This window comes from Vibrio sp. 99-8-1, from assembly GCF_013114595.1.
Lineage (GTDB): Bacteria > Pseudomonadota > Gammaproteobacteria > Enterobacterales > Vibrionaceae > Vibrio.
In genome coordinates, this window is record NZ_VTXE01000024.1 from 38,782 (window position 1) to 57,529 (window position 18,748).

Here is an 18,748-nt window from a genome sequence, read left to right on the forward strand (position 1 = left end):
TATCAATTTGGAGGCAAGCACGATGACATTACATCGACCTTTTCGATATTCACTTCTTTCTATTTTAACCATGGCTACGCTGGGTTGTAGCTCAACCAGTGACGTAGATTACTCAGCCAAAGCGACCAGCTCGTTAACGGCTGGAAATGCGGTGCTACTGAGTCAGTTGGCTACAACAGCAGAACAGAATGATATCGCAACGGAAGCAACATACATTACGGATCTGGTTAATATCCCTCAACTAGATCAACTTCTCGATCGCGCATTTATTAATAACCCATCGCTACAGCAAAATATTTTGGCACTGAAGATTGCCTATGAGCAAAAGAATATTACTGCATCGGATGGCTTACCTACGGTAAACGCTGACTTTAGTGGAACCGCAACGGAAGGTAGCGATGAGAGCTATAGTGCCAATTTGACGGTGGCATGGGAGCTCGATTTGTGGCAACGAGTCGCCGACAGCAGCAGTGCAGCAGTAAAAGATGTGGCATCGAGCGCTGCTAGTTTGCAAGGGGCCCGTGATTTGCTCGCCGCCAATATTATGCGCAGTTGGTTAGATATCAGCCTCAAACAACAGTTGTTAGATATTGAGAATCAGCGATTAAGTGTTCTTACTAATAATGAGAATCTAATTTTGGAGAGGTACCGCTCAGGGTTGGATAACCTTAGTGACCTTGATAGTGCGAAATCCAGTAGCGCCTCTACCAGCGCGACAGTTGCAGACTATACAGAAAAATTGGCTAATAGCCGCCGATCTTTAGAACTGCAACTAGGGCAATTATCGCAGTCCGAACAGTACTTGATCGATATTGAAGCGCATTTCCCGCAAGTGATCTACCCACTCGATTTATTACCAGAGCAGAATCTTGAACGTCGTCCTGACCTTAGGGCTGCGTTTTATAATATTGAAGCAGAATCTCTCCGTACTGATGCCGCTTATAAAGCCATGCTACCAAGCATTAGTTTGTCAGCAACCTTAGCAGATGTTGCAGAGTCACCTTCTGAGGCTCTGTTCTCTAGCTCCGTATGGAGCTTACTCGGTAAATTATCCGCGCCGCTGTTTCAAGGTGGAAAATTACGTTCACAAGCCGAAGTGGCTCAATTAAAAACCGAACAAAGCTTTTGGTCCTATCAAGAGACATTGCTGACCGCAGTGAATGAAGTGGAAAATGCAGCAGGACAAGAGTACGCCCTTGCTCGCCAACAGCAACATGTCACTGAAGCACTGGAAAGTGCAAAACGAAGCTTTGTTACTTACGAAGAGAAGTATCGACAAGGACTGGTGGATATTTTTGATTTATTAACCGCACAACAGAAAACGTTTGATCTGGAATCCCAGCTTTCGCAGATCACCTATAACCGACTCTCAAATCGAATTGACTTAGGGCTAGCACTTGGCCTAGGAGTATCGCAATGAAACGAAATGTACTAACAATCGCAATTACGGCGCTATCTGCCGCTTCTATCTTTGGCGCTGTTGCTTATAACGGCAATCAAATGATGGAGCCAGGAGAAGACAAGCAGCAAACAAAAACAGAGCAGATTGATAGTAATAAAGAACCTTCAAAAGCTTCTTCTCTGCTTGCTACCGTGAGCCTGCCACAAGTTGATGTTGTTGAGGCTCAAGTCAATGCGTATCAAGCAGAAGTGATAGGGTATGGGGAAGCAAAGGCGAAATTTGAACTGAGTTTTGCGGCTGAGGTTTCTGGTCGTGTTGATTCGATAAACCGTAATTTTGAGTCTGGGCAAGTGGTTAAAAAAGGTGAGATCTTAGCGACCATTGATAGCACTCAGTATGAGCAAGCACTAGCAGAAGCGAAAAGCAATTATGCGCAAGCAAAACTCAACTTGCTAGAAGAAGAACGAAAAGGTGTTCAGGCCAAATCAGAGTGGCAAAAATCGGGAGTAAAAGGGGAACCAGCGTCTCCATTGGTGCTGCGTGAACCACAATTAGAGAATGCGAAGATGGCGCTAGAGACAGCTCAGAAAGCGCAAAAGAAAGCTCAAGAAGACCTAAACAACACTAAAATTCGTGCTCCGTTTGACGCATTAGTGGTGAGCCGAAATATATCTCCCGGAAGTTATATTCAAACCGCGGGTGAGTTGGCAACTTTATACAGTATAGATGAAATGGAAATAGAGATTCCTTTATCTGAGAATCAATGGAAAAACATTGATTTGTTGGATAACTCATTGTTGAAACAGAATCAAGAGAAGCGATTAGTGGCGTTAACCGGTTCAGATGGTCTATCTCATTGGCAAGGCTATGTTAGCCGCGTAGAGCAGCATTTGGATGCCAATACACGCCAACGCTCACTTATTGTCACGGTTGATCATCCCCTGGAACAAAGTGATGATTTATATCCAGGAACATTTGTTCAAGCGACGATAAAAGGGGCAGATATTTCGGGTTTATGGAAGCTACCAGCCTCAGCAATATCTCAACAGGGTGATATCTGGGTAGTAGAAGATGAACAACTTCAGCGATACGTGGCTGAAAAACGTTTCGAGAGTGGCGGTTTTGTCTATATCTCGGCGCTAGACACCGTTTCAGACTCTTCTTTGGTGGTGAAAAGACCCCTCAGCAGTTATAAGAGTAACATGCCTGTTGCCGCTAAAATGCCTTCCCCTAATATAGAAACAGCTCTGGTTGATACCGCTATGCTAGATATGGCTAAAACTTCCACTGCGATAGCTGGAGATTAATGATGAGCGAGGTTAATGATCAACAAACAAAAGAGAAAAAGTACAGCGGCATTATTGCGTGGTTTGCATACAATTCGGTTGCAGCAAACTTACTTTTGCTCAGTGTCATTATTATTGGCATATTTTCTGCGACTCAGTTACGAAGAGAAGCGTTTCCAAGTATAGAGCCCGATAAAGTAACCGTGTCGGTTGTTTTTGACAGTGGTGATGCTGAACAGGCAGAAGAAGGGCTCGCCGTTAAAATAGAAGAAGCATTAGAGACGGTTTCGGGTGTTAAGCGTATTACGTCAACCTCCAACGCTAATGGCAGCAATCTGATTATCGAGAAAAACACAGAATATGATTTGGATACATTGCTTAATGACGTTAAAACCAAAGTTGATGCCATTAATAACTTACCAGCGGATGCAGAAAAGCCGGTTATCGATAAAGCTCGTCGTCAGGACCATGCCATTTGGATACAGATATATGGTGATGCAGACAGAGCGACACTGCAGGATCTCGCAGAACAACTCAAAGCGGATTTGTTAAGCCAGTCCGAGATTCGTGACTTATCGGTAAAAGCCAAAGCGGATCCCATTATCTCCATTGAGGTTGATGAGTTAAAACTGCAAGCGTTTGGTTTAACTTTGAGTGATGTAGCAAATGTCATCAATGCTGAATCATCTACTGCTACTTCGACCAGTTTACGCAATGGTGACAAAGTTGTTCGTTTAAAAGCCGCTACACAAGCGTATGAAATTGAAGAGTTTCGTGCCATTCCTCTTATTACCAGAAATGATGGCTCACAAGTTCAACTTGGAGATGTTGCCACCATTCAAGATAGTTTTAATGACGATACCTTCACTCTCTCTCGTTACAACCAACAGAGCAGTATGGGTATCCAAGTGGTTATGGATGAGTTCGGCGATGTGGTTAAAGTTGTTGAGCAGGTTGAGCAAGTTGTGGAACGCTGGAATAGCAGCACGAAGCTACCGAGTAATATTGAAATAGACACTTGGTACGACCAAAGCACCTTGATCAAAGACCGTCTTACTTTATTGTCAACCAATGCAATGACTGGGGTGGCATTAGTCTTTATCGTTTTAGCCCTGTTTCTAAATGTACGTGTGGCTCTTTGGGTCGCAGCAGGTATCCCATTTGTGTTTTTTGGCACCATGTTTTTCATGACAGATACCTTTCTTGGCCTGACGATAAATGAGTTAACCACCTTTGGTTTTGTGATGGCTCTCGGTATTGTTGTTGATGATGCGGTGGTGGTCGGGGAAAGTATCTACTCCACACGTAAACAAGAGGGAGACAGCATCTCCAGTACGATTAAAGGGACGCTGAAAGTGGCGACACCAACAGTATTTGGTGTGTTGACCACTGTGGCGGCTTTCTTGGCTCTTTCTAATGTGACAGGAAACTTAGGTCAGATATACGCGCAGTTCGGCACCGTTGTTGCGGTTGCGTTATTACTGTCATTGGTCGAGTCAAAACTAATATTACCATCACACTTAGCGCATATTGATACTCATCGTGAGAATGCCAAAGGCATTTGGAGTAAGATTCAGCATGGTGCGGACAACGGTTTACAGTGGTTTAATCGCAATGTTTATCGACAAGTCATTGAGTTTGCCCTTAACTTTCGTTATGCCGTTATTATGTTATTCATATCAGTACTTATTCTCGTCGCAGGTATGCCATTAACAGGTGCGGTGCGTGTGGCATTTTTCCCCGACTTGGCTGGTGATACGGTGTCAGCCAGTATTAGTATGCAAAATGATGCAAGCTTTGGCCAAACCCATAGCAACCTACTGGTGATGGAGTCTACCGCAACGGAAGCCGATCAATTGCTACGAGAGAAATATGGTACTCAGCAAACCAGTAATATTCTTAGCCTTCAGGTTATCGCAGAAAGTGATGATTCAGGCACGGTTCAAATAGAGTTAAACAGTGATAGTGAATACACATCTACCGAGTTTTCCAATACATGGAAGCAGTTGATTGGGGAAATGGAAGGGGTGAAAAAACTGAAAGTTCTCTCCAAAAGAGAAATGGTAGACAACTTTAAAGTTGAGCTAAAAGCCAGTGATGAAGAGACTGTATTAGCCGCTGGCGAATTGTTTAAGCAGCATCTGGAACAGATTGCTGGTGTAAGTGGTATTGATGATAACTTGGATCTAGGAGAGCCTCAGTATCGATTTGAGTTAACTGAGCAAGGTCGAGCATTAGGGATAGATACCGCCAACTTATCCAAGCAGATCCTCCAGTCGTTCGGCGGTGAAGTGGTACAAAAATTTCAGCGCGATAAAGATGAAGTTGATGTCAGGATTCGTTACCCAGAAGATCAGCGTCAAACAATGGCGGATATTCGACAAGCTAACATCCGCACAACCAACGGAACGGTGGTTCCTTTGAGTAGTGTCGTCAATATCTATACCGAATATCAAAATTCAGAAATTACTCGTATTGACAGCCAGCGCGCTATTTACATCTCTGCTGTAGTGGATAAAACGATCATCTCACCAAGTGAGCTGGTCAACCAACTCAAATCACCATTGGTGACGGATTTATTGGTACAGTATCCTAGCTTAACGGTAGACTTTGCTGGTGAAGCGGAACAGCAGAAGGAGACGGGTGACTCCATGCTACAAATGGCCGGATTGGCGATGATAGCCATATATATGCTGCTGGCTATTCCACTAAAATCGTATGTGCAACCACTGCTGATTATGACCGCGATACCGTTTGGTATAGTTGGAGCCATCTTAGGACACTGGGGTAATGACCTAACCATCAGCCTATTGTCCCTCAATGGCGTACTCGCTTTGTCGGGTGTGGTTGTAAACGACAGTTTATTATTGGTTTCTCGTTTTAATGAGTTAATTAAAAAACAAGGTGTATCGGTACATGATGCGATAGTTGAAGCGTGCACCGGGCGATTTCGTGCAGTACTGCTCACCTCAGTAACGACATTTGCAGGCTTAGCTCCGTTATTGGCTGAAACCTCGTTACAGGCGCAGTTTCTAATTCCGGCTGCGGCAGCATTAGGCTATGGCATCTTGTTTGCCAGTATTATCACACTAGTATTAACGCCATCGCTGCTTTTCATTCAGTGCGAAGTTAAAGCGCTATTGACGAGAATACAAAGAAAAATCACTGGTACTACGGCGCCAGTATTACAATAATGAAGAGTGTGTTCAGATGAATCTAAGGATAGTGATGTGATGAAGTTAAGCCTACTGCTGGTAGAAGATGATATTGATCTGGCGAGAGCTATTATCGACTATTTTGAATTAGAAGGTATTCAATGTGATCACGCTGCAAATGGAGTTGCAGGTCTGAATTTGATAGAAACGCACCCTTATGATGCGGTTATTCTGGACCTAAACTTACCCAAAATGAACGGATTAAAAGTGTGTGAGTCGTTAAGAACAAAAGGTATCGATGTATCGGTTCTGATGCTCACCGCCCGAGATACTCTTGATGATAAGTTGGTTGGTTTCTCTAACGGTGCCGATGATTATTTAGTGAAGCCATTTGCAATGGAGGAGTTAATCGCAAGAGTTCGCGTATTGGCAACGCGGCGTAGTGGGCAAGTGGCGCGAATATCCGTCGCTGACCTTGATCTGGACTTATATAAAAAACAGGCGATTAGAAACGGAAACGTATTAGCATTGTCACCAACGGCAATAAAGATATTGGAAGTGCTTATGCGTGAAAGCCCTAATACCGTGTCTCGCGAAAAAATAATGCAAGGCGTTTGGGGAGATGATCAGCCCGATAGCAATAGCTTAAAAGTGCACATGTTTAACTTAAGGAAACAGATAGACGCCGCATTCGATCGTAAGCTCATTCATACTATCTCTGGGCAGGGATTTGCACTCAAGGTGGATGAATAGATTATGAAAATCAGACCGACGCTACGACTTTACTTTTTTGTCTCTTTGCTTGCCATTGGTACCATTACAATTTTGGTTTACTCTGCGCTATCTGCGAATGCGTTTATTGATGGGTTAAACGCTTCTATGCGTAAGACCATGTTGGATGTTGCGCGTTCATCTAATGTTGAAGATGGTGAGCCTAAATATCAGCTCACTTACTATATCGCCAGTCGTTGGCAAGATCTTCCAGAGGAAATTCAAAATAGTTTTGAAACAGAGCCGGTAACTATGTATGAGCTGTTTACCTATTTCGAATTTGAGTCAATGTTTGAACCACCAGAAACGGGCTATTTTTTGATAAAAGCGCAAAGTGAGCAAAATGAACTTCGCTATGTAGCGAAGATGCTAAATAGAATCGATTTTGCTCGCACCAAATCTTTAGGTAATTCACCAAAGCATGAAGTGTCATTACTGCTCTATGCGATAGGTGGTGTCGTGCTGTTTGCTGTCATTATAATACTGTTAATTAGAAAAATAGCTCGGCCTATTGAGAGGCTTAAAGATTGGGCAAAATCGTTAGACCAAAATAAATTGCAACAACCTGCCCCTGACTTTGATTACGCAGAACTTAATATGCTGGCAAATATAATAAAAAATAGCCTTAATTCTGTGCAACAAAGCCTAGATAGAGAGCAAGAGTTCTTAAGTTACGCCAGTCACGAGTTAAGGACGCCAATTGCCGTCACTAGAACAAATTCAGAGCTGTTAAGTAAAATGATGACGGTGAACAACAACCCCGAAAAACAGATCGAGGTCATAGAGCGCATAAAGCGGGCAAGCATCACTATGACGGATTTAACCGAAACGCTACTTTGGCTCAATCGCTCGGAGGGTAAATCACTCGTCACAGAACATGTTCAGCTAGGGGAACTAACAGAACAATTGGTTCATGACCTTGATTATCTATTGGAGGGAAAAAGTGTTGAGGTGACCTTAAGCGTTGATACTCAATCATTTGAATTGCCGGTTACTTTGTGCCGAATTGTACTGGCAAATCTATTACGTAATGCCTTTCAACACACTAGTGATGGTCGAGTATCTGTTATTCAAACTGGACGGTCGTTAACAATTACTAACCAAAATAGTCATGCATTAGAACAGAACGAAGCGCTGGGATTTGGTTTAGGGCTCAAATTAACCAAAAAATTGATTGATCAACATCAGTGGCAGTTTACGAGTGAAGATATTGAAGGAGGCAGAACGGTTCACTTAACCTTTTAGCCTATTTATTTGATATCCAGATGGACGATCAATTATGATAGCGCCTTATTTTCAGTGATGATTAAGGACGATTTTGAGCTGGATACTATTTACATTACTCGCCGCGTTTAGCCAGTCGTGGCGTAATGCTTTTCAAAGTAAATTGAGCGCCGATACCAGTATAGCGGGTGTGACTCTGGCACGCTTTCTCTGGGCGAGCCCATTAGCACTCGTCTATCTTGTCTCTTTATACCAAGCTGTTCCAGCCCGTCTGCCGACATTCACTGCAATGTCATGGTTTTATGTGATAGGCGCTTCTGTTATGCAGATTATTGCTACCGCTTTAATGGTGGTGCTGTTTAAGCAGAAAAACTTCGCTATTGGTGCAGGGCTGGCAAAAAGTGAAGCTCCAGTAGCGGCTTTTTTAGGGGTGCTTTTTTTTGGCACCTCACTGAGTGTCTTAGGTTGGTTAGGGGTATTGATAGGTGGTATTGCGGTAATCATCCTTAGTTGTCCGCAAGGCTTTAGAAGTATGTCGTTGAAAACAGCGTTTATTGGTCTTGCGTGTAGCACTGCATTTGCTTTGACATCTCTTTGGATAAGAGAAGCCAGTCTAAGCTTGTCTCTGCCATTTCCTCATCGTGCTGCATGGGTGCTATTTTCAGTTATAGCACTACAAACGATTATTTTAGTTAGCTATATCTATGTTAAAGAGAGAGCCACTATTCAGCAGTTAAAGCTCAATAAAAACTTGGTTCTGTTCACGAGTTTATCAAGCTTTATTGGATCGTTTGGTTGGTTTAGCGCTATGTCCCTACAAACGGTACCCTATGTGAAAACATTGGGGCAAGTCGAAGTATTTTTTACCATGTTGATTTCTTTTTTCTGGCTAAAACAATCGGTGAAACGAAAAGATATATTGGCGCTAACAATGATTGCAGTGGCTGCAATTTTGGTGATGTGGCAGTAGAGCAATCGCCTCTGCTACTCATTTAAACATGTTTGTAAAGGCTGTTTAAATTGTGCTGGTGTGGTTTTATGGACCTCAATTGTCTGGCATAGATTAAATTGAGTAAAGTGCTGCAACTCTTTTACCAGAGCGGGCAGAAATGATTCAATTGGGCATCGTTTCTCTTCGACGGCAAGATGATTAATATGCAGTGTGGCGAGCTTTCTATCGGCTTTGCAATCCATGCGAGCAACCACTTGTCCATTCCACATTATGGGTAAACAGAAGTAGCCGTACTCTCTTTGGGCTTCAGGAACGTAGCATTCAAGCAGGTAATCAAACTGAAATATGGCTTGTAGTCTTTTTCGTTGAATGACTAGGTTATCAAAAGGGGATAGTATTTTTAACTTGCTCCTTGCTAACGGCTTGTTGAGCAGTTGCAATAAAGAGGGTCGCGTGTAGTAAAGGATATTATTTACTTTAATGGTGCATAACTCTTGCTCATAAACCATCTGCTTAAGCGTCGATAAGATCAGAGATTTTGTGTTCTTAAGTAGATAGCAAATCTCATTGGCTTGACCCAAGCCATTTGCCGTTAAGTATCGGTTAATCAAATACCGGGCAAGTTCTGTGTCGCTAGGCATTCGTGTATCAACATCAGTTGGAAGTACTCGTTCCGTTAGGTCATATACTTTGTGAAAATTTTTGCGACGAGGCACCATGAGATCACCTTGCATAAATAGGTTTTCTAATGCCTGTTTTGTTGGTTTGCTTCCCCATCCGGCGACTTTTTTCTGTTGGCTTTCAAAATCTTTTGCCATCAGAGGGCCTTCCGCTGCAATACGATCTTTTACATAAGTCATTAAGCCTTCATCGCGTCGAAACCAATGCTTTTGTTGACCGCTTGCAAATGTCTGTTTGCGAGGAAGCGTATAGCGGTAGTCCGACATAGGTAAATAGGATGCAGCATGAGACCAGTACTCAAAAATATCACCGCTATCAAGGAGTTGGTCAATATGAGTTGGATTATATCGGGGATTGCGATTCCAGAGCGTATGGTGATGAGCACGTTGAATAACAGAGATAGTATCTATTTGGATATAACTAAGATGCTCAAACGCCGACAAGGTTGCAGATAGAGCAGTACCACTTTGTTTAGCTGAAGGAAGCTTTTGACAATGAAGAATGAGCTTTCTGGCTTGTGGTAGTGAAAGAGAATCTATCATAGTAACGTCCATTTGATTGAGCCGTGCGTGTCAGTTTGCCAGCATAGCAGAGAGTGTGGGTTGTTCTTACAGTTAAAGCAACTTTAGGACTTATCCGTGTCAAAGTGTCTATCTGGAACAAAACCCAGATAGACTTTTACTTATTTGAACTTGTCGATACTTTTTGATCTTTATTCAAAATTAATAGAATGAAGTCCTTTTTGTAAATGAGTGTCTGTTGCCGTTCCATCAGCATTAATGAACTGGTATTTTCCAGACTCTGTATTTATGGCTATCTGATAACATGCCACGCCATCTTTAGCCCAATCTTCACAGTAATAACCAGAGTCTTTTACAAACCAAGGAATAAAACGGACATCCGAACCTTCAATATGAACGAGAGCGATACCATTGCTGTGGTTACGTTGAGCATACTTTGTTTGTTCTTCACCAAACACACCAGACAATGTACTGTCAGCTATTGTTGATGTTATCTCGTTCGCGGTAAGCAGTTTTATTTTATCCGTATTTTCTGTACTTGCACTAGCTGTGCCCGTTGAGGCCGTTACCAAAGTCGCACTAAGTAACCCAGTACACATAAGTTTGTTTTTTATCATGACGATCTCTTTTTTATGTTTTGTATGGACCTCGTAATAGAGGCCTACTGTAATTTGAATACGAGTTGATGATTAGCTAACCATGCAGAAACCATTGCCAAAAGGATCTGCACAATGGGCAAATGCGGAATTTTCAGATGAGATATGCTCTTCAACTTTACCGCCATACTGTTTTACCAATGCCATTGAATTGTCTAAATTTTCGACATTGAGGTCTAGATGAACGGGAGTCCAATGTCTTTCATAACTGCGTTTATGTGCCGCAGCTGCGATCGTTCCTTCCTTTTTTTCTAATAAATTAATATCGATACCTGCTAGTGAAAGTACTGCCCAATCTTGAGAATTTTTGCTCTTTAACTCGCAAGATAGCGCTTGAACATAGAACTCTATTGCTTTGGTTAGATCTTCTACATCAATGGTTATTGAAATTTGTTGTGACATGTTTATCTCTCCATTTGTTACCGTCTAAGTATGATAGATGGTAATAAAAATTAAATCCAGTAAATTATTACCATCTATAGCAAATAGAAGGTAATTTTCTGAAGGCGGTTAAAGAGCACGAGATGGTGGTATACTCGAAGAATGTATTGCGGGATATAGAAAAATATGAACTACGATAAGTTGACTGAAAAATTACGGATAGGGACACCTCCAGCACCAGGGCCTCTCGTTTTAGTGGAAGGGTTTCTTAATACATGGTCAGGAGAAATGGCTATTGATGATTTCAAAACCCCTGAATCAACGGAACAATGGTTGAGAAGTGTTGATCTTTGGAAAGGTGAACAACAAATAACCCAGCAACAAACGCAAAAGCTTATTCAGTTCCGCAGTGACTTACGTGCATGGATTTTGGATAGTGAGAGTGGCCAAGCCCTAGATACGTTGACTTCGGATATCTCTTTTCAAGTTACATTTAATATGAATGGCGAAATAAGATTTACGTCTACAGGAGATTCATACCATAAAGTCATTGGTTCTCTTGTCGAGATCATAAGTGAGAGCCAAAAAAATGGAACGTGGGATCGATTTAAATGTTGTGCTCTTCCTACCTGTGGTTGGGCGTTTTATGATTCAACGCGAAGTCGTACAAAACGATGGTGTTCAATGCAAACATGCGGCTCTCGCCATAAGTCGAGAGAGCATTATAAGCGTAAACAGCAGTCTGACGTAGAATAATCGTGACTATGAACGCTGTTGATGATTGAGTTGATGGGTTATTTTTGGTTAGAATCGATCAGTATGACAAGCAGAGAGAAAGCCGGATAAACTGAAAGAGCTAATGGCTATATCAGTGTCCGGCTATTTACTATCTTGAGACCTATTTAACGATATGCTCCTGCTGAGAACTGTAAGTCAAAGCTATGGCTTTTGATATCGAAAACATTACCAAACGGATCTTCCATCATAATAATTCGATAAGGCTTTTCTCCAGGAAATAGATAACGAGGAGATTTCATTCGTTTTTTACCTCCGGCAGCAACAACCTTTTCAACCAATTCCTCTAAGTTCGGATCTTGTATAGAGAAATGGAACATACCCGATTTCCAGTATTCGAAACTATCTATTGTGCTTTGTTGGTTTTTAAACTCATATAGCTCTATACCAATTCGGTCTCCTGTAGATAAGAGCGCCATTTGGAATGGACTCCAGTTTTCACCGAAAATTTCACTCGCTATTTCAGAAAAAGCGGGATTACGATTGTTTATCTCATTGGGTTCTGCAATTAAGTACCAACCCAATACCTCAGTATAAAATTTAACGGCCGCTTTGATATCGGGTACTGATATAGCAAGGTGAGAAAACGCTCTTGGATAAGGATGTGACATATTAATTCTCTCTGTCATTACAATTGTGATTAACGTGTACGTTTGCCGGTAATTTTCTCAGCTAAAAACCAAGTATCTCCGCCATCAACGCTTAGCTTCATTGACCACTCTAGGCTGTCTTTTTTGATGTTATAAAAGCGCACTTTCGCTAAAGCTGATAGTTCAGGCGTTAAGCTAACGACCACATCAAAAAGTCCTTCTCCATCAACAAACTGTCCGCGAAAAGATTGTGAATGGGTATAACTGAGAGAGGACATATAGCTCATTTCCCACTGATTGGTCGTTGGACTAAACGTGCGTAGAGTTGGAAAGTAAGACTCTTTTGAACCATCCTGATTGAACCAAGTCACCTGATCTAAAATCATTCTACCTTCATCCAAATATTGCGCTTCCCATTTGCCATCATACTTTCCTAGGAGTGCTCCATCGGGAGAGAAACGCTGGCTGGATAAATGCCAATTACCAATTAGAAACTCAAACTGTTTCATTTGAACTGGCGCAGGTTGTAAAGACTTTTGGGCAGTACTTACTTCTTCTGCAGTTACAGAAAAAGCAGCCATGATATTGAAAACCAACGTCAAAATTAATAAGCGAATAGCTTTGTTATTTTTCATTTATATACCTTTAATATTATTTGTTTGTGTCCGTCAGGCTAGTGTTACGAATTTCATGGTATTTATAATTCGCCATACCTAACCTTCTATATATGTTAGGTGGTTATAAAATGTTTTGCAACCACCAAAGCGCAATAGATGGTTGCATCCTGAGTGGGAATAAGGGAACTGATAGTTGCTTAGTAATCAAACCAAACATGTTGCGTACGATTTCTGGAGGCTGAGCGATTTATCTTTGTTTAACTGAACGTTAGAAAGTAACAAGACTTATCGAGTAACAATTGGCTGTAAATAGTGAGTAGGTGTGTAGCGAGACAAGAAATAGGGGCAGTGCATAGAGGGAGAAAATAGTGTCTCCCAAAAACATAGTAATCATTAAAAGAAATGGTTAACCCATTGGTTAACCATAGCTAAATATTGAAGATAAAACTTGAAGGTTATTTATCCATAAAGCGGATGTTAATGGCCGATTCTTTTTTAAAGTCGACATGATCAAATGCGTCTAGCTGATGGTACTTAATGAGGGCTTGAAGGTTTTCCACATAGGACTCACCTCTAGTAGAGTAGTGTGATAGAGCGCTGACAAGTTCATAACCAGTCAAGTTGTTTTGTGCACGTAAACGAGAACGTAATTGCCACAGGTCTTTGTATGCACGCGTTGAATTTAGGTTGTGCATGTAGCTGGCTGTTGCTTGGTATAGCCCGTCAAAAGCGGCGACTTTTACTTTTCCATTTGAGGTTGTCAGGTATTTTCCTCCTCTTGCTGGAAGATGCTCTCCATAAAGGTTGTTACCTGCAACCGCAAAGTAACTAGTGCCCCAGCCACTTTCATCAATACCTTGTGCCAAGGCCATTCCAAGTGGAATGATATCAATGTGTAATAACAGTTGGTTGATGTCTTTATTTTTTACACCATAGGAATCATAAAGCGTATTTACCCAGTTAGATTCTTTATCGCTCCAGTCTGAAATTGACTTGGTTGACAGTGTTACTAGCTGGCTTCTTACATCGAGAATTTGCTCGTTCACAAGTTTAAGAGTGGGTAGCAATAGACGAATAAATGCTGACGTCTTTTCATGGGTTGATAAAGTATTTAGGTTGTGCGGCAAATTTTCTGTAAAGATTTGAGGCAGCTTTTGTGTCGATTGAAGTGTATCGAGACTATAAGCACGATTTTTATAGAAACTGATGAGTTCTTGCGCTGAGCTAAGTTTTTTTGTTGACTCTGCCTGATATGGACTCAGTACTTTTTCTGGAGGAGAAGGTAATTGTGTGCTGGCTATAGAAACTGACGAGAACATTAAGCAGACGTAAATTAGCGACTTTATTTTTTGCATATTAATACCTTAGAGCTTACACGTCCGTCATTTAGTGCGACTTCTTGACGTGTAGAATACTATTCAATTGTTAATTATCAATTGAATATGACTTATTGTTCTTCAGAATAGCAGATTTATGTTTAGAAAACTTAGCTCGTTTTCAACGAGTTAGTTGCATAATGAGTTTGCTTCAATAGATTTTGATGTACTGGCTTGTTTGTAGGAAGTTGGAGTCACATTGAGGTGGGTCCTCGTTACCATAAGCAAATGGTAACGAGGAGAACACAGCTTTTAACAAGTTAAGCGCTGGTATGCTGAGCTTTATACTGTAGCCAGGTATACAAGCCTGCAAGTATGGTAGAGCCTAACATTAATGCGACGGAAACGGCATTGACCACGGGAGTTGTTCCTTCTCGTACTCGCTGGAACATTTCCACCGTTAGCGGAGAATCGGACCCCACCAACATCAGGGTGGTGTTAAAGTTTTCGAAAGACATTAAAAAGCCGACGATTGCAGCGCTGATCAATGTTGGGCGCAAGAAAGGCAGGGTAACCGCTCTAAATGCTTTTAGGGGTGTTGCACCCAAGTTGAGTGCCGCTTCTTCTAAACTAGGATCAAATCGTCTATAACGGGCTAATATGACCAGCGTAGTAATAGAAGTGATGAACGCTGCCTGACCTAACACGACTAATATCAATCCGGGTCGCGCCCATTGCCATTCCCATGCCCAAACATCGTCAACCCAGTTTGCCATTGTGCTGGATGTAACCAGGATTGAAACACCGAGAATGACTCCTGGAATGACTAAAGGGATCAACATTAAGACAGATAGAAGTTCTTTGTAACGGAATTGAAAGCGAATCAACAAGTGTGCATTACTGAGTCCCAAAAATGTGGATACTAAGGTTACCCCTAGGGCAACTTGAACACTTGTGAGTACACTAGATAACAAGTTTTTATCGTTAAAAAGCCCAATATAGGGTGAACTATCACCCGTATACCAAATGGTGCTCGCACCTTTCCAAGGTAGCGAAGGATAAGTGGCATCATGAAACGAAAATACCACGACGACAACCAGAGGCAGCAGTAAAAAAACAAAAAAGATCGCGATAAAGCTTTGATAAACTTTTGTTTTTGATGTGCTAAATGGTACCGAAGGAATCATATACTCTCCTAACGTCCTACAGTGGACTGTAATGACTGGCCACTGACCTTCAATCCAAGCCACACCATCGCCGAAGACAATAGCAATAGCAACAGCCCTAAAGCGGAACCTTGTTCCCAATTAAAGCGGGTAATGAATTGAGTGAAAATCTGCTCGGTAAACCACAGACTGTCCTTACCGCCCATAAGGTTAGGGATAAGGTAGTTTCCTAAGCTGAGCATAAAGACAATAATGCAACCAGATACAATGCCAGGAAGGGCGTGAGGAATAACAATCTCTTTCAGAGCAACCCAACGATTGGCTCCAAGGTCGAAAGCGGCTTCAATGTGACTATCATCAAGGCTGTCTAGAGCGCTGACTAAAGGAACGACCATAAACAGAAGCCCATTGTATACCAGCCCCATAATGATGGTGTAATCATTATAAAGAAACTCAATGCGTTGCTCTGCCAACCCTAAATACATTAAAGCATTGCTCAACAAGCCTGACTCGCGAAGTATGATCATCCAACCATAGGCGCGGATGAGTTCGCTGAGCCAAAAGGGCAGAATACATATCATCAATAAAAGCAACTTATTAGCGCCAGTTGCGACTTTTGCTATGTAATACGAGACAGGGAAGGCAAGCAGTAAGGTAAATACTGTTGCTAAAATTGACATCCACGCAGTCCGAACAAAAGTGTTCCAGTAGATGCTGTGCTCAAAAAAGACGTTAAAGTGTTTAATCGTCCATCCATCTCTTCTATCAGAGAAGGCTAGTTCAACTAATTGTAGATGTGGAATCACTATTAGCACTAATAGCCACACGATAGCGGGAGTAAGAAATAAAGCTAGTGCCCATTTTTTGCTCATTCTGATATTCCTAATACAATCGCTTGGTTAGGGGCCCATCTTAGGTTCACAGGGACGTCATCAGAATGTTCTGCTTGCTGTTTTGACTGTAGGTCGTTGAGTTGATTCGGAGTAATAGACAACCTGAGATCACCTAGATTAGTGGAAACAATGGCTCCACTCGCTGCACCATCAAACAGTAGCTCTTTAAGTTGGCCCGTTAATGCTTCACCATCTGTGGGATTATCGCTCATCGCCAATGCTTCTGGACGAAGGTAGATTTTAATCGCTTGATCGGTTTTTAGCTCGGTATGACAGCACGAACGTGGTAACGAAAGTGAGACACCTTGTTCTGTAACAACAGATAGATTTGATGATGTCAGTTCCACCACTTTTGCGGTAATGCTGTTGTTTTCACCAACAAACTCTGCCACGAAAGGGGTGGATGGACGCATATACAGTTCACTCGGGGTGCCAATTTGTTCGAAACGTCCAGCGTTCATAACGGCAATTCTGTCTGACATCATCAAGGCTTCACTCTGATCGTGAGTGATGTAAATAAAGGTCGTGCCAAACGCTTTTTGTAAGTGTTTAAGCTCAATCTTCATTTGTTCTCGAAGTTTTAAGTCTAACGCGCCTAATGGTTCGTCCAACAATAAGACTTTTGGCTCTAACACTAATGAGCGTGCTAACGCGACACGTTGTTTTTGTCCGCCAGAGAGTTGATGTGTTCGCTTCGACCCGCTGCCTGCTAGATCAACTCGTTTAAGAATATCTTCTACTTTGAGTTTAATCTGGTCGCTTGGTTCGCCACGCTGTTTTAATCCGAACGCAACGTTATCGGCAACGCTCATATTGGGAAACAGTGCGAGATGCTGAAACACCATGTTAAGCGGCCGTTTGTTTGGCGGTGTATCGGTCACTTCATTTGAATTGAGTACTATTTGGCCATGAGTTGGAGATTCAAATCCCGCTAACATGCGTAATAGCGTTGTTTTGCCACATCCAGACGGACCAAGTATGGAGAAAAACTCGCCGGCGTGAATATTAAGATCAAGGTTGTGCACTGCGGTGAATTTCGCAAACTGCTTGCCTAATTTATGGCACTGTAGAATGTAATCGGGCTGGGACATAAATGATTCGTCGACGCTCCTTTAAAAAATACGATCCCTGCTGAGACAGTTCTCAGCAGGGGGGAGGTAACTACCTTAACGAATTTTGGCAGTGTTAATGTTTGTTTATCTTGATGCTTTAACGCGGTCTAGCGTCATGCCTTCCATCTCTTCAAGTCCGGCAGGTACTGCTGGATACCACTTAATGTTATCGATGGCGGCTTTAGGGAAGCTTTTTTGGAATCGTGCTTTGGCTTCTGCGTTAACATACTCGTCACTACCCTGAGATGCCGTGAAGTTACCCGCAGATTCGGTAATTTTCGCTGCAACTTCTGGACGCATAACAAAGTTAATCCATTTATAGGCAGCAGCTTCGTTTTTGGTTTTACGTGGAAGTGCAAAAGTATCAATCCAACCTAGCGCGCCTGAAGCCGGTGCGATGTACTCGATGTCTGGGTTTTCTTGGCTAAGTTTCCAACCGCCCGCATCCCACGCCATACTTGCGACAACTTCTTCAGTACGAAGTAGGTTCATCAGTGCATCAGAGCCACTCCAGTAAGTTTTGACATTAGCTTTACACTCAACAAGCTTAGCTTCAACTTTGGCCAGAATCTCTTTATATTTCGCTTGATCACCATAGGCGGCGAATGGGTCTTCACCAAGAGCAAAAGCGAACCCAATCAAAGTTGGACGCTTAAGACGGTAGCTCACTTTTCCTTGATAATCGGCATTACATAAATCGGTATAATCTTTAACGTTTGGAGCTTGTTTAGTGTTGACCACAAGCCCACTCGTACCCCAGATGTGAGGAATACCATATACGCTGTTGTCTACACTCGTGATATTTTGTGTGGATTTCAGCATTGACGGAATGAACTGATTGGCATCGATTTTAGATAAATCGAGTGGTTTGTATATATTGAACTCGGCTTGCGCTCCAGCAATACGGTCTTGAGATGGCTGAGCCAAATCGAAGCCAGAACCACCAGTAGCACGCAGTTTGGAGATCATATCTTCATTGTTGGAGGTGGTCACCTTGACGTCGATACCGGTCTCTTTTTCAAACATATCGATCACTTCATCGGGAGCATAGCCGCCCCAAGTAAGTAGTCGTAATGTATCTGCTTGTGCTAAAGCAGGAAAAATGGCGCTGGTTATTGCAACGGTAGCGAGTGTGCGTAGCTTTAATGTCATAATGTTTTCCCTAACTGAACTGTTTTGTTTTGATTGTGCGTTCTTGTTACTTTAAAACTGTGTCACTAATATGTGACG

The 18,748-nt window shown here is 42.2% G+C and carries 17 protein-coding genes; 7 read left to right on the plus strand and 10 right to left on the minus strand.

What is annotated here, in order from left to right; genetic code table 11:
* The first annotated feature begins 22 nt into the window (after positions 1-22).
* The 6 genes from F0227_RS14175 (at position 23) to F0227_RS14200 (ending at position 8,808) form a co-directional block, all read left to right on the plus strand.
* Positions 23-1,420, plus strand: a complete 1,398-nt coding sequence (locus tag F0227_RS14175; protein WP_171753875.1) for a TolC family protein — start codon at positions 23-25, stop codon at positions 1,418-1,420.
* Positions 1,417-2,709, plus strand: a complete 1,293-nt coding sequence (locus tag F0227_RS14180; protein WP_171753876.1) for an efflux RND transporter periplasmic adaptor subunit — start codon at positions 1,417-1,419, stop codon at positions 2,707-2,709. Before F0227_RS14175 ends, F0227_RS14180 begins: the two co-directional genes overlap by 4 nt.
* 2 nt (positions 2,710-2,711) lie before the next feature.
* The gene (locus tag F0227_RS14185; RefSeq protein WP_253822106.1) at positions 2,712-5,882 is read left to right on the plus strand and encodes an efflux RND transporter permease subunit; all 3,171 of its coding nucleotides are present in this window, start codon (positions 2,712-2,714) and stop codon (positions 5,880-5,882) included.
* A 39-nt stretch (positions 5,883-5,921) separates the two neighbouring features.
* Positions 5,922-6,596 (plus strand): response regulator transcription factor, encoded by a 675-nt coding sequence (locus F0227_RS14190; RefSeq protein ID WP_171753915.1) that lies wholly within the window; start codon positions 5,922-5,924, stop codon positions 6,594-6,596.
* A gap of 3 nt (positions 6,597-6,599) precedes the next feature.
* Positions 6,600-7,859, plus strand: a complete 1,260-nt coding sequence (locus tag F0227_RS14195; RefSeq protein WP_171753878.1) for a HAMP domain-containing sensor histidine kinase — start codon at positions 6,600-6,602, stop codon at positions 7,857-7,859.
* A gap of 73 nt (positions 7,860-7,932) precedes the next feature.
* Positions 7,933-8,808, plus strand: a complete 876-nt coding sequence (locus F0227_RS14200; protein ID WP_171753879.1) for a DMT family transporter — start codon at positions 7,933-7,935, stop codon at positions 8,806-8,808.
* Positions 8,809-8,822: 14 nt separating this feature from the next.
* Here F0227_RS14200 and F0227_RS14205 read toward each other — a convergent pair whose 3' ends face one another.
* The 3 genes from F0227_RS14205 to F0227_RS14215 all read right to left on the minus strand — a co-directional run bounded on the left by F0227_RS14205 (position 8,823) and on the right by F0227_RS14215 (position 11,050).
* Complete coding sequence (locus tag F0227_RS14205; RefSeq protein ID WP_171753916.1) at positions 8,823-10,010, minus strand: crosslink repair DNA glycosylase YcaQ family protein; 1,188 nt, start codon at positions 10,008-10,010, stop codon at positions 8,823-8,825.
* Positions 10,011-10,183: 173 nt separating this feature from the next.
* Positions 10,184-10,609, minus strand: coding sequence for a hypothetical protein (locus tag F0227_RS14210; protein ID WP_171753880.1), 426 nt, complete (start codon positions 10,607-10,609; stop codon positions 10,184-10,186).
* Positions 10,610-10,681: 72 nt separating this feature from the next.
* Positions 10,682-11,050: a VOC family protein gene (locus tag F0227_RS14215; RefSeq protein ID WP_171753881.1), complete on the minus strand. Its 369-nt coding sequence runs from the start codon at positions 11,048-11,050 to the stop codon at positions 10,682-10,684.
* A gap of 165 nt (positions 11,051-11,215) precedes the next feature.
* Here F0227_RS14215 and F0227_RS14220 point away from each other — a divergent pair, with 165 nt between their 5' ends.
* Positions 11,216-11,785: a CGNR zinc finger domain-containing protein gene (locus tag F0227_RS14220; RefSeq protein ID WP_171753882.1), complete on the plus strand. Its 570-nt coding sequence runs from the start codon at positions 11,216-11,218 to the stop codon at positions 11,783-11,785.
* A gap of 146 nt (positions 11,786-11,931) precedes the next feature.
* On the opposite strand, the gene F0227_RS14225 is transcribed toward F0227_RS14220, so the two are convergent.
* The 7 genes from F0227_RS14225 to F0227_RS14255 all read right to left on the minus strand — a co-directional run bounded on the left by F0227_RS14225 (position 11,932) and on the right by F0227_RS14255 (position 18,670).
* Complete coding sequence (locus tag F0227_RS14225; RefSeq protein ID WP_171753883.1) at positions 11,932-12,435, minus strand: VOC family protein; 504 nt, start codon at positions 12,433-12,435, stop codon at positions 11,932-11,934.
* A gap of 29 nt (positions 12,436-12,464) precedes the next feature.
* The gene (locus F0227_RS14230) at positions 12,465-13,049 is read right to left on the minus strand and encodes a hypothetical protein (protein ID WP_171753884.1); all 585 of its coding nucleotides are present in this window, start codon (positions 13,047-13,049) and stop codon (positions 12,465-12,467) included.
* A 437-nt stretch (positions 13,050-13,486) separates the two neighbouring features.
* Positions 13,487-14,386, minus strand: a complete 900-nt coding sequence (locus F0227_RS14235) for a glucosaminidase domain-containing protein (RefSeq protein ID WP_171753885.1) — start codon at positions 14,384-14,386, stop codon at positions 13,487-13,489.
* A 281-nt stretch (positions 14,387-14,667) separates the two neighbouring features.
* Positions 14,668-15,534 carry an ABC transporter permease subunit gene (locus tag F0227_RS14240; protein ID WP_171753886.1) on the minus strand — a complete coding sequence of 289 codons (867 nt, stop codon included), beginning with the start codon at positions 15,532-15,534 and terminating at the stop codon, positions 14,668-14,670.
* A gap of 8 nt (positions 15,535-15,542) precedes the next feature.
* Positions 15,543-16,385 (minus strand): ABC transporter permease, encoded by an 843-nt coding sequence (locus F0227_RS14245; protein ID WP_171753887.1) that lies wholly within the window; start codon positions 16,383-16,385, stop codon positions 15,543-15,545.
* A complete protein-coding gene (locus tag F0227_RS14250) occupies positions 16,382-17,497 on the minus strand; it encodes an ABC transporter ATP-binding protein (RefSeq protein ID WP_171753888.1) in 1,116 nt (371 codons plus the stop codon). The genes F0227_RS14245 and F0227_RS14250 overlap by 4 nt, the downstream gene beginning before the upstream one ends.
* A 105-nt stretch (positions 17,498-17,602) precedes the next feature.
* The gene (locus F0227_RS14255) at positions 17,603-18,670 is read right to left on the minus strand and encodes an extracellular solute-binding protein (RefSeq protein ID WP_171753889.1); all 1,068 of its coding nucleotides are present in this window, start codon (positions 18,668-18,670) and stop codon (positions 17,603-17,605) included.
* Between the last annotated feature and the right edge of the window lie 78 nt (positions 18,671-18,748).